The sequence below is a fragment of the uncultured Thiocystis sp. genome (assembly GCF_903866365.1).
In the GTDB taxonomy this organism is placed as follows: domain Bacteria; phylum Pseudomonadota; class Gammaproteobacteria; order Chromatiales; family Chromatiaceae; genus Chromatium.
The window spans coordinates 1-11,738 of record NZ_CAIPNF010000152.1 but is presented as its reverse complement, the minus strand read 5'-3'; the positions used below and the strand labels follow the sequence as shown (position 1 = coordinate 11,738).

General features: G+C 62.4%; 10 protein-coding genes. 3 read left to right on the top strand and 7 right to left on the bottom strand.

Annotation, left to right across the window (positions count from 1 at the left end):
• On the bottom strand, nucleotides 1-2,473 hold a 2,473-nt coding region (ileS, locus tag QZY07_RS08880; protein ID WP_295401675.1), incomplete at its 3' end, for an isoleucine--tRNA ligase.
• 238 nt (nucleotides 2,474-2,711) lie between these two features.
• Here ileS and QZY07_RS08875 point away from each other — a divergent pair.
• Complete coding sequence (locus tag QZY07_RS08875) at nucleotides 2,712-3,983, top strand: HD-GYP domain-containing protein (RefSeq protein WP_295401673.1); 1,272 nt, start codon at nucleotides 2,712-2,714, stop codon at nucleotides 3,981-3,983.
• A gap of 165 nt (nucleotides 3,984-4,148) precedes the next feature.
• Here QZY07_RS08875 and QZY07_RS08870 read toward each other — a convergent pair whose 3' ends face one another.
• Both QZY07_RS08870 and QZY07_RS08865 read right to left on the bottom strand, forming a co-directional pair.
• Nucleotides 4,149-5,489 carry a four-carbon acid sugar kinase family protein gene (locus QZY07_RS08870; RefSeq protein ID WP_295401671.1) on the bottom strand — a complete coding sequence of 447 codons (1,341 nt, stop codon included), beginning with the start codon at nucleotides 5,487-5,489 and terminating at the stop codon, nucleotides 4,149-4,151.
• A 286-nt stretch (nucleotides 5,490-5,775) separates the two neighbouring features.
• A complete protein-coding gene (locus QZY07_RS08865) occupies nucleotides 5,776-8,001 on the bottom strand; it encodes a phosphoketolase (protein ID WP_295401669.1) in 2,226 nt (741 codons plus the stop codon).
• Between the two features lie 421 nt (nucleotides 8,002-8,422).
• Here QZY07_RS08865 and QZY07_RS08860 point away from each other — a divergent pair, with 421 nt between their 5' ends.
• Entirely contained in the window at nucleotides 8,423-9,226 is an 804-nt protein-coding gene (locus QZY07_RS08860; RefSeq protein ID WP_295401667.1) for an IclR family transcriptional regulator, read from the top strand.
• A 7-nt stretch (nucleotides 9,227-9,233) separates the two neighbouring features.
• Here QZY07_RS08860 and QZY07_RS08855 read toward each other — a convergent pair whose 3' ends face one another.
• The 4 genes from QZY07_RS08855 to QZY07_RS08840 all read right to left on the bottom strand — a co-directional run bounded on the left by QZY07_RS08855 (nucleotide 9,234) and on the right by QZY07_RS08840 (nucleotide 11,307).
• Nucleotides 9,234-10,016: a hypothetical protein gene (locus tag QZY07_RS08855; RefSeq protein ID WP_295401665.1), complete on the bottom strand. Its 783-nt coding sequence runs from the start codon at nucleotides 10,014-10,016 to the stop codon at nucleotides 9,234-9,236.
• A 33-nt stretch (nucleotides 10,017-10,049) separates the two neighbouring features.
• Complete coding sequence (locus QZY07_RS08850; protein ID WP_295401664.1) at nucleotides 10,050-10,313, bottom strand: hypothetical protein; 264 nt, start codon at nucleotides 10,311-10,313, stop codon at nucleotides 10,050-10,052.
• A 206-nt stretch (nucleotides 10,314-10,519) separates the two neighbouring features.
• Nucleotides 10,520-11,020 carry a GNAT family N-acetyltransferase gene (locus QZY07_RS08845; RefSeq protein ID WP_295401663.1) on the bottom strand — a complete coding sequence of 167 codons (501 nt, stop codon included), beginning with the start codon at nucleotides 11,018-11,020 and terminating at the stop codon, nucleotides 10,520-10,522.
• Nucleotides 11,017-11,307, bottom strand: a complete 291-nt coding sequence (locus QZY07_RS08840) for a DUF1778 domain-containing protein (protein WP_295401661.1) — start codon at nucleotides 11,305-11,307, stop codon at nucleotides 11,017-11,019. The genes QZY07_RS08845 and QZY07_RS08840 overlap by 4 nt, the downstream gene beginning before the upstream one ends.
• A 252-nt stretch (nucleotides 11,308-11,559) precedes the next feature.
• On the opposite strand from QZY07_RS08840, the gene QZY07_RS08835 reads away from it, so the two are divergent.
• On the top strand, nucleotides 11,560-11,738 hold a 179-nt coding region (locus QZY07_RS08835; protein WP_295401677.1), incomplete at its 3' end, for a DUF2887 domain-containing protein.

Genomic DNA, 11,738 nt, shown 5'->3' with positions numbered 1-11,738 from the left:
TCGCCATGCGGGTGGCGATGATCCGGTCCCAGAATCCGCGATCCATGGGGTCGCCGTCTTCCAGTGCGAACAGTCCTTCATACCAGGTCGCGGTGAAGATGGTTTCGTCGCGTTCGCCCGGAATCTCGCGCCAGATCTCGTCGGCGGTGAAGCTGAGAATCGGTGCCAGCCAGCGGCTCATCGCCTCGACGATGTGATACATCGCGGTCTGACAGGAGCGCCGTGGCAGGCTGTCGGCCTGGGTGGTGTACTGGCGGTCCTTGATGACGTCCAGATAGAAACCGCCCATGTCCACGACGCAGAACTGCTGGACCTTCTGCACGATCAGATGGAACTGATAGTCGCGATAGGCGTCCCTGAATTCCCGCTGGAGTTGATCGGCGCGGTCGACCGCCCAGCGGTCGAGCGCCAGCAGGTCGCCCGGCGCGACCGCATGGATGGTCGGATCGAAGCCGTTCAGATTGGCGAGCAGGAAGCGCGCGGTGTTGCGGATGCGCCGGTAGGCGTCGGCGGTGCGCTTGAGAATCTCGTCGCTGACGTTCATCTCGGTGCGATAGTCAGTCGCGGCGACCCACAGCCGGATGATGTCGGCGCCGAGTGTCTTCATCACGCTCTGAGGGCTGACCACGTTGCCCTTGGACTTGGACATCTTCTCGCCCCGGGCATCGACGGTGAAGCCGTGGGTGAGCACCTGACGATAGGGCGCGTGGCCGTGCATGGCCACCGAGGTCATGAGCGAGGACTGAAACCAGCCGCGATGCTGGTCCGAGCCTTCCAGATAGAGATCCGCCGGGGCGCGCAGCCCCTCGCGCTGTTCCAGCACGCAGGCATGGGTGACGCCCGAGTCGAACCAGACATCCAGGGTGTCGTGGACCTTGTCGTAGCGCGCGCCTTCCTCGTCGCCCAGCAGATCCCTTGGATGAAGCTCGAACCAGGCTTCGATGCCGTGTTTCTCGACCCGCTTGGCGACCAGTTCGAGCAGTTCGGCGGTGCGCGGATGAAGCGCGGCGGTCTCCTTGTGGACGAAGAGCGCGATGGGCACGCCCCAGGTACGTTGGCGCGAAATGCACCAGTCCGGGCGTCCGCGCACCATGCCCTCGATGCGGCTCTGTCCCCAGTCCGGCATCCAGGTGACATTGCCGATCTCGCGCAGGGCGGTCTCGCGCAAGCCCTGCTTGTCCATGCTGATGAACCACTGCGGCGTGGCGCGGAAGATGATCGGCGTCTTATGGCGCCAGCAGTGCGGATAGCTGTGGGTGAAGCGGGTTTCCAGCAATAGAGCGCCCTTGGCCTTGAGGACTTCGATGACATGCTCATTGGCCTGAAAGACGTTCTCGCCCGCGAACAGTTCGGTGCCGGGCAGAAAGCGCCCGTCGCCGCCGACCGGGTTGTCGACCGACAGGCCGTAGCGCAGACCGACGATGTAATCCTCCAGACCATGACCGGGCGCGGTATGCACGGCGCCGGTACCGGCTTCGAGCGTGACATGTTCGCCGACGATGACCGGCACCTCGCGATCATAAAAAGGATGCCTGAGCATCAGCCCCTCGAACTCGATCCCGCGCCCATCGCCGACCACGCGATACTCTTCGATGCCCCAGCGGTCCATGGTGTCCTTGAGCAGACCCTCGGCGACGATCAGACGCTCCTTTCCATGCGCCGAGACGGCCTCGACGACGACATAGTCGAGATCGGCGTTCAGCGCCACCGCCTGATTGGCGGGCAGGGTCCAGGGCGTGGTGGTCCAGATGACGACCGACACCGGACCCTCGCCGCAACCGTTGGGGCTCGCATGACAGCGGGCTTTCAGCGCCTCGGGTGCGGCGACCGGAAAGCGCACGTCGATCGCGATCGACTGCTTGTCGGCGTATTCCACCTCCGCCTCGGCCAGCGCCGAACCGCAGTCGATGCACCAGTGCACCGGTTTCTCGCCCTTCTGGAGATGACCGTTGGCGATGATCTGGCCGAGCGCGCGGATGATCCCGGCCTCGAAACCGAAATCCATGGTCAGGTAGGGCCGCTCCCAATCGCCGAAGACGCCCAGACGCTTGAAGTCGCCGCGCTGGCCATCGACCTGTTTCGCGGCATACTCGCGGCAGGCGACGCGGAACTCGGCGGCGCTGATCTTGTGGCCGGGCTTGCCCTTTTTCTTCTCGACCTGAAGCTCGATCGGCAGACCGTGACAGTCCCAGCCCGGCACATAGGGCGCGTCGAAGCCGTCGAGCGTGCGCGACTTGACGATGATGTCCTTCAGTACCTTGTTGACCGCGTGGCCGATGTGGATGTCGCCGTTGGCATAGGGCGGACCGTCATGCAGGATGAAGGTCGCGGCGCCGGCGCGCGCGGCGCGGATACGGGCGTAGAGGTCCAGCGACTCCCAGCGATTGAGCATCTCGGGCTCGCGCTGGGCCAGGTTCGCCTTCATCGCAAAGCCGGTGTTGGGGAGGTTCAGGGTATGTTTATAGTCAGTCACTGCAATCGGTCTCGGGTGCGTCGGAGGGCCTGGCGTTCAGTGGACTTGGACAGGTCCAAACCCTGCACGCTACAAGTGGTCAAGCCGAGAATCAAGCGGGGAGGGTCCGAATGACTTATTCTTGGCTTTTCCTGCACGAGTGTAACGGGTTTCCGTTGCAACCTGATGCGGTTGCGTTCTTTGCGGCGCAACCGCTCGGGATCGGGACGATCGATTCGCGGCGATTTGGGTGCGTGATGTGAGTAAAGAAACCGTCGATAAAAGTCAACTGCGGATCGGTTTGTTTATCCATCTCGACCTGCCCTGGATGAGTCATCCCTTCGTGACAAGCAGCTTCAAGATTCGCACCCAGAAGCAACTGGATGTCTTGCGCTCGCTCGGGATCGAGCAGGTCCGCATCGATCCCGCGCGCAGCGACGCCCCGTCGTCGGCCGCCGATCCGCCGCCCGAGCCCCCGCAAACCCCAACGGACGCGGTCGGGGACAATCCGGCCGCCGCGCTCTGGGAGGAAAAACAGCAGCGTATCCGGGTGCTGAAAGAGCGCCGCACCCGTCTCAATCAATGCGCCAAACGCTACACTCAATCGGTTGGCTCGGCGCGCAAACTCATGGCCAATCTGCGCGCCTCGCCGATTCAGGCGGCCGAGGAGGCCCAGGATCTGGTGGTGGGAATGGTCGAGGATCTGACCGATGACCAGGAGACCACGGTCCAACTGGTTAACCTCAAGCACCAGGACGAGAACAGCTATTTTCACGCCATCAATGTCATCGCGCTGGCGCTGGTGGTCGGTCAGAAGCTGAACCTGGAACGGGCTCAGCTACGTCAGCTCGGGCTCGGCGCGCTCTTTCACGACCTGGGTCATCAGAAGATCCCCTACCAGATCCTGCATAAAAAAGGCGAACTCACGCGCCCGGAACGGCTGCTGTACGAACAGCATACCCGCTATGGCGCCGAGATCGCGCGCGGCATCGGCAGCCTGCCGCCGGGCGTGGTCGAGGTCATCGCCAAGCACCACGAGCATCAGGACGGCAGTGGCTTTCCCGATGGCCTGCGCGGCGCGGACATCGGTCTGCTGACCCGCATCGTCACGGTCGTCAACCGCTATGACAATCTGTGCAACGGGCTTGGGGCGGAGCGCGGGCTGTCCCCTCACCAGGCCATCTCGCGCATGTATTCCAGGGAGCGCGCCTGTTATGACCCCAAGGTACTGACCACCTTCATCACCAATCTTGGCGTTTATCCGCCCGGTACCGTCGTCAGATTGCACGACGAGCGACTTGCGCTGGTGATCTCGCTCAACGCGGCCGATCTGCTGAAACCGAATGTCCTGCTCTACTCGCCGGAGATTCCCAAGGAGGAATCGCTGGTGCTGAATCTCGCGGAGGAAGATGTTGGCATCCGCGAGAGCCTGTGCCAATCCGACCTGAGCCAGGATCAGATGGAATACCTCAACCTCTCGGACAAGCTCAGTTACTATTTTCAGTCTTCGACGGGGGCGAAAGCGCGTTAGGTCTCGTTACGTGGTCGGTGGTCAAAAATTTGAACGGGAAATCGGTCAAGATCCCGGCAATCTCCTGACCGCTTGAGGTTGGGCATTGATCAGCGGTCAAGCGCATGTCGCGCAACCAACGTGGCGAATGCATCCGCCCCTACAGGCGTGGCTGCGGCTTGCATCCTAGATCGCCGACCTCGCCCGCGCGAGAATCCCGTACACCTCGGCCAGGGCATCGTCGCCACCGACATTCCCCGGAAAGATCACCACCGGCAGATCGGGAAAGCGGGGATGATTGGCCGGACAGCGCACCACCGAACAGCCGGCATGCACCTGACCGAGCACGCGCGCGGTGCGTAGCGCCAACCCCTTGCTGAGCGTGTCGTTGGAGGTGATGCCGCCCTTGCTGACGAGAAAGCCGATCTCGCGCGGCAGATCGCGGGTGAGTCCAACCAGAAAGGCGGAGACCTGCTCGCCGAACGCGAGCCGTTCCGCCTTGCTCGGAAACCGGCGCTCGCCCCGGCTGGTATAGAGCACGGCGCCGCGATTTTTCCGCTGCGCGTCCGCGAGTCGTTCCAGCAGTTCCTGGCGCAGGGATGCCGCGTCGCTCAGCACGCGATCCAGATCGATTTCGAGCGGTACCACGTCGGTCTTTTCGATCAGCGACTCCAGTTGCCGGGTCGATTTCGCCACATGCGAACCCATCAGCACCACGCCGGGGCGACCGTTGCGGACGAATGCGGACATGGCGTCAGGCGCCACCGGCTGCGGCGGCAAACCGGCGAAGGCCGTCAACAGACTGGCCGCGCTGCGGAACAGAAACCGCTTGCCGTCGCCCGCCGCCGCGAGTACCTGACGGGCGAAACCGTCGAGATCGGATTGACGCTCGGCGTCGACCACGCAACAGCGGTTGTCATGCAGCGCGTGCAGACGCGCGCCGAGGTCGCCGCGAATGTCCGCGAGTCCGAAGCGTTCGACCTGATCCGCCGTGATCCGTCCAGCGGTCTTTTCTTCCACATAGTCGGGCAGGAAGGCGTGGCTGAACCCGAACACCGAATCGCGCGCGAATTCGGTTTCGTTGACGGGCACCGGGACGCCATCCATCAGCAGATAGTGAATGCCGTCGCGGGTGATGCGTCCGCCCTCGAAAAAGGCCGGGGCCAGAAAATGAGCATCGAAGGGGCCAAGTTCCTCGGCGATGATGTCGGTCTCGACCGGATAATGACCGCGCAGGGTCGAATCCGAGCGGCTGACCAGCACGGGATGGATGAGGGTGCCCATGTCGGCAAGCTGTGCCAGGGTCGCGCGGAGATTGACACAGATCTCGCGGGTGACGGACGCCGCCTCGTCGGCGCTCATGCCGCGCGTGTTGCTCAGCACGAAGAAGAGCGGCGAGTCGTCGGTCAGCGCCTCGCGCAGGGTGCCCCGATCCCAGCGTGTCAGTAGCAGGCAGGAATGCACCGTCTGCGAACCGGTCGGGTCGTCGTCGATAGCGATGATCTTGGTGGTGGCTGTCTGGCTCATGGTGCGGGTGCTCGCAAGCTGGTGTTCTCGTCACGCCGTTCCGCGGTGGTGACGCATGGTTTGGCGCTCCACGCCCCGAGACGGACGGAAGCGTTGGCCCTAAACAGCAGTTGAACCGCAAAGAACACAAAGAACACAAAGAACGCGAAGGATTTTAATGCCTTTTCTCAATGACATCATTCACGAAAGGATGTCTGTCGTGTGCATTGCAAGCCCTTGTTTTTCTTTGCGTCCTTTGCGCCTTTGCGGTTCAAAATGCCGGATTTAGGTCGTCGAGAAATGACAGTTAAGCCGCGTAGCGCATCAACTCCTCGGCGCGTCCCGCCAGCCCCTCCGGCGTGATGCCATTAAACGCCATGATCTCGGTCGGACTGGCGGTGGTCTCCCCGCGCTGCCATCCGAACAGATCCCGCGCCGCCGCACGCGAGCGCAGCAGGATCGGCTCCAGCGCCATCGTCCCGCCGCCGCTCACGCCGATCAGCACGTCCCCATGAAACAGCGTCTGGAAATCCGCGTCGCTCATGAACCGGTCATCGGCCTCGGCGCTGTGCGACCAAGCCACCTCGTGCGGGCGATAGAGCCGGCGCGGGTTGGCCACCGCCACGATGCGCACCCGATAGCCGGCGCCTTCCAGCCGCTCCTTGGCGGCGAACACCGGCAGGAACACCATGTCACCGGTCACCGCGAACACCACCGTGCCCTTGTCGCCACTCGCGGACTCATAGAGACAGGTCGCCCCCTGCTCGATCGCCGCGCGCGCCTGATCCGGCGTGGTGTACACCGGCAGCGCGGACTTGGACGCCACGATGCTGATGCACTTGTTGGACTGCTCCACCGACCAGGCATAGGCGGCCTGGATCATGTTGGCGTCCGCCGGGTAAAGCAGATAGACGTTGCCATTGCGCACCTGCCCGCCGATGTAGTTCTCGATCTCCGGGCGCTGATGGGTCCAGCCGTTGCGCCCCTGCTCCAGCGCGCCGGCGGTGAACATGGTCACCACCGCCGGGGTACGATGGCGCAGTTCCGCCATCGCTTGACCCACGGTCTGCACGATCGGCCAGCCGTTGATGGCGAAGCTCTCGTAGGACAGCCACAGCGAGCGCCCGCCGAAGAGCGCCAGGGCCGCCGCGAAACCGGCGCAGGCGTCCTCGTTCAGCGGCTCGTAGACCTGACCGTTCGGCCTCTGGTTGTAGAGCGGATCCTCGGTCGGATGGCGGATCTTGAGTGCATCGTTGATGGCCTTCATGTTCGACGCCTCGTTGCCGTCGGCGTTGGTCACCACGAATTCCGGATCGCGCTGACCGAGCGCGGCGACCATTTGCGCCATGGCGCTCGCCGGCACCGCCTGCTCGCCGGGCGCGAACGCCTGCATCGGCAGGGTTCCGATGTCCGCCAGCGGACGCTCGAACTCGGTCACCACGGTCTTGCCCGCCGGGCCGCCACCGGCGCGGCTCAGGTTGGTGCGCACCAGTTGCCAGATCTGCGGCGCCAGCGCGCGGCGCTCCAGGGCGGCGGCGATGTTCGGCTTCTCGGGCGTGTCGCCGGGATAGAGGTTGTGCGACTTGGCGCCGACGGTGTGCATGCCCGCGCCCTTGAGCTGCTTCACGATCACCGCCGTCAGGGTGCCGTTCATGGCCGAGTCGGCGGCCTCCTGCATGCCTTCCAGAATCGCACGGCTGAAGGCCAGGCGTGCCTCGGGTCCGAAGCGGGTGCTGTCGACGTAGGCGCCCTCCTGTCCGGCGTCGTCATAGGTCTTGGCGTCGATCAGGATCACGCGCGCGAAGTCATGCGCCGCCCAATAGGCGGTCATGGCCGCGTTGTCCATCAGCGACACCATCGAATGATGCTCCTGACTGAAACCGTTCCAGATCAGCACCGGCAGGAAGTTGGTCACCTCCGGATAGGCGGTATGGAAATGCTTCATCGCCGAGAGGATATAGGGCTCGCCCAGACCGCCGTCGCCGATGGTGCAGGGAAAGAGCTTGTCGCGATTGAGATAGGCCCCGGCCATGGCGAAATGCTGCCCCTGACCGAGCGGACCGGCGGGCGCGAGCAGTCCCGGAATGGCGCCCGAGAGATGCCCGAGCAGACCGCCGCGCTCGCGGAAACGGGTCTGCAGATCGCTCAGATTCTGGATGCCCATCGCCTCCAGCGAGCCGTCGAGGAACATGGCGCTGTAGAAACCGGGCGCGTGATGGCCCACCTCGGTCACGATGTTGGTATGGCCCAGCATCGCCAGCGCGGCATAGGCATCGGCGGCGCTGGCGAAACCGCCGGGATGACCGGATTCCTTCGAGGCGCAGAGTTGCAGGGTCAGATAGCGCAGCGCATCCGCCGCCAGTTGCGTCTGATAGATCGCGGCCGTGTCGATCCGGTCGATGCCGTTGCGCCCTCCCGCGATGACTGGTTCCGCGCAGAGCGAGGCGAACTCCGCCGGCAGCGCGCCGAAATGCAGCATGCCTTCGCAGAAGTCCGGGGCGGAATCGAGCGTGATGTGTGCCGAGTCGGTCATGATGGTCTCTCCAGTGGGATGATGTTCTCAGCCGGCCGGTTGTGTGTGGCCGTGCGTTGGGCGAACTCTACGGAGAGACGTGGTTTTCCGCAATAGTGAATAGATTTCACGATGCGGTAAATTGTCGGGGCGAATTCATTCGCCCCGACAGGCTCGCATCCTGCTTAGGCGATTTCCGGGAAAGTTTATACCCATGCCACAGGCTTCAAAATGGACAGGATTAACAGGATTTTTCAAGATTAACAGGATTAAAAACAGCTTTTTACGAAATCCTGTCCATCCTGAACAATCCTGTTAATCCTGTCCATTCAACGCCTTTCTGTTGGGTAGATTGTTTTCAGAAAATCGCCTTAAGACACCCCGATGGCCTCGAATCGGAAGGAACCGGAAGACAAAATCACCCGGACTGTGATTTCATATCATGAAATCAATTTCCGGTATTCGCAGTATGACCCAGAAAGACACCCACGCTTCCTCCCGCATCCAGGTCATCGACCGGGCGGCGGCCCTGCTCGATGCCATCGCCCGCTATCCGGACCCGGTCAGTCTCAAGATTTTGGGCGCCGAAACCGGGCTGCATGCCTCGACCGCGCATCGCATCCTCGCCTCGCTGATCCAGAACCAGTTCGTCGAGCGCGACGGCGCCGGCCATTACCGGCTCGGACTGCGGCTGCTGCAACTCGGGGTGCGTCTGCACGGCAACGTCGATGTCCGCGCCATCGCCCGACCGATCATGGAGGAACTGCGCGACCGGCTCGGCGAGACCATCAATCTCACCATCCGCGAGGGCGATTCCGTGGTCTATCTCGAAAAGGCGACGCCCAACCGTATGATCCATGTGCAGCAACTGGTCGGCTCGCGCGCGCCGCTGCATGTCACCGCCGTCGGCAAGCTCATGCTCGGCGCGGCCGGGGAGGACGCCATGCGCGCCTATGTGCAGCGCACCAATCTGCCCGCCTACACCCGCAACACCATCACCAATCTGCCCCGCCTGCTCACGGAATGCTCACAATCGCTGGCGCGGGGTTACGCGCTGGACAACGAGGAGGCGGAAATCGATGTCGGCTGTATCGGCGTGCTGATCCATGACAGCACCGGCAACGTCAGCGCCGGCCTGTCGGTCTCGGCACCGATCGAGCGGCGGCGGCTGGACTGGGTCGCGGATCTGATCGAAGCAGGCCGGACGCTCTCCGCCCGGCTCGGATATCGGCCAATGCCTGGCTGAAACGAGATCACCACCGCTTCGGCACGAATCCAGGTGGATTCATGACTTCCATGAGTTGATCGCCCGTCGCCAGCACGAGGAAGCCGGTCTTAATGGCATGGTTCAAGACACTCTCATCGACGCGCAGGCTGGCGAGGATGCCCACGACCGGCGTTTCGCGATACTCCGGAAAGAAGACCCGGAACAGCTCGATTTCCTCGATGAAATCATCCACGGCAGCGCTACGCAACGTCGACTTGGTGCTATTAAGGCAAACCAGCCCGGAGGCCACCGCAATGGCATCGAATTCCCGTACCCGCCCATCGGAGAGTTTGCGTTTGCGACGAATCGACAGATCCAGCACGTCCAGCCCCAGCGCATCCTGCACGATACGCGGCAGGCTGGGAGCCACCAGATCCTCCACCAAGGTGCCTAATTTGTTGGAGAGATCGCCCCACTTGCGGTTCATCTCGCGACTCTGCTGGCGTGCCTCGTCTTTAAACTCCCGCATCTCGTCCTTGAAATCGCGCATCTCGTCTTTGAAGTCCTTCATTTCGTCTTTGAAGTCCTTCATCTCGTCCTTGAACGCTCCCATTTCATCCTTGAAAGCGCCCATCTCATCCTTAAAAGCGCCCATTTCATCCTTGAAATCCCCCATTTCGCCTTTGAATACCCTCATTTCATCCTTAAAGTCACGCATCTCCTGACTGAGTCGCGCCAGTTCCATCTCCGTCCGCATGGACTGATAGCTCAATTCCTTCATGTAGTATTCGAGTGTATCCACTCGACGTTCCACCGCAGCAACCGTCATGTCGTATCGCTCCTTTTCAAGACAGCACTGAACTCACTTCTCTCCACGCTTCTCCCCGCGCGCGTCCGCCAGACGTTCGAAACTCATGACATAGGGCATGTTGATGCTCTCCTTGTGTTCAATCAGCTCGTTTCGCAATTCTTCGTCAAGGTGACGAGGCAACCAGATCATCCAGTCGATGAAGCGCAACAGCGCCAGCGCATCCTCGCGGCCATGGCGGTATTGGGTACAGCAACCAGATAATATCGCGCTTACTGGGTGTGCGGGTTGCGGAGATTGAGAGGCAAAGAATTCCAAACAGCGCAATTGCGTCCGCTCGCCGCTGGCGGAGACCAGCAGGGCGAGCGCGTACCCCTATAAATCAATAAGTTACAGTTCATATGTATTGTGAAGCTCGCATCTTAACTGTTTGATTTTATTGATTTCAGAAAAAATTATACGCGCTCACCCTGCGGAGACCAGGGCGGGACAGGTGGACAGCGGCGGCATAATCATGAGCGCGGTCATGGTGACAGTCGGCCTGCGACCTCACTGAGGGCGATAAAAAGCCGCTGCGGTTGACTGAAGAAGCATTGAAATCCCAGATGAAGATAAAACGCCGCCGCCTCGTCATGCTTTGCGTCGACCACCAGCGCATAGATCGCCGGCTCGGCCCGAATCGCGCGGGCGGCGGCATCGGCGATCAGCAGACTCCCCAAGCCTTGGCGATGACACCGCCGATCAATGGCCAAGCGACCGATCAAGACCGCCGGCAGGCTGGGATAACGCGGTAACCGCTGCGTGAGATCGGCGGGCAATTCGTTGACCGGCACGCTGGTGGCGGCAAACGTGTAGTAGCCCGCGAATCCATCGCTGGCATCCAACAGCACGAAGCAATTGCTCAAGCGGCGCCGGATGTCCTGCGTAACGTGATCCCGAAAGTAGCGATCCAGCTCGTCGCTTCCACTGCAAAACGTCGTTCGGTCCTGCGTCCCGAGACGCTCGATGCGCCAGCCACTGGTCACGGCGACGGCGCAATCAACGTGCGATAGCGATCAATCGCGCGTTCCATGGCCGGCGCCAGCGGGGCCGGATTGAGCAGGGCTTCGACAAAGCGGCGCTGATCCTCGATCGACAGCCGGATCACTTGCGCGTCTTCGACCGTCCGGTACGCGGCCTCCTGAGCAGCGGCCACGACGAAGTCGCTGACACTGCGTCCTTGCAGTTCGGCGGCACGCTTGAGCACGGCCAACACATCGGGAGCGACGCGGGCTTCCAGACGGGCGGTACGGGTGGGTTCTCTGGGCATCATGGCTTCCTCGGAGCGACTCTTTAAATGTACGGGATTAAGCCGGGTGATGTAAAGCGGATGGCCGAGGTCGGGTTGGACCGCTTTGGTCCGCTGCCCGCCGGAGTCAGGCGTAAGGTACGCGGTGCGTACCCTACCCGGCTCCAGGGCTTGGCGGCTTACGTTGGCGCCGATGGGCGAAGCCCCCGCGCCCCTTGACGGGACGGTGCGCGCGTCGTCTACACTGAGCGCGTATCGACGCGCCCCGAGAACCGCATGAAAACCGACTCGTCAATCTACACCTTCCTCGCCACCGGCCCTGAAGCCTTTCGGGTGCTCACAGGCGGGCGGACCCTGGAGGGCGAATACGTCTCTCGTTCGCTGACCTTCAAGAGCCTGGCACGCCGCGCCGATGGCCTCTATGCGCCCGTGGAGCCAGACCGCCCGGTCTACCT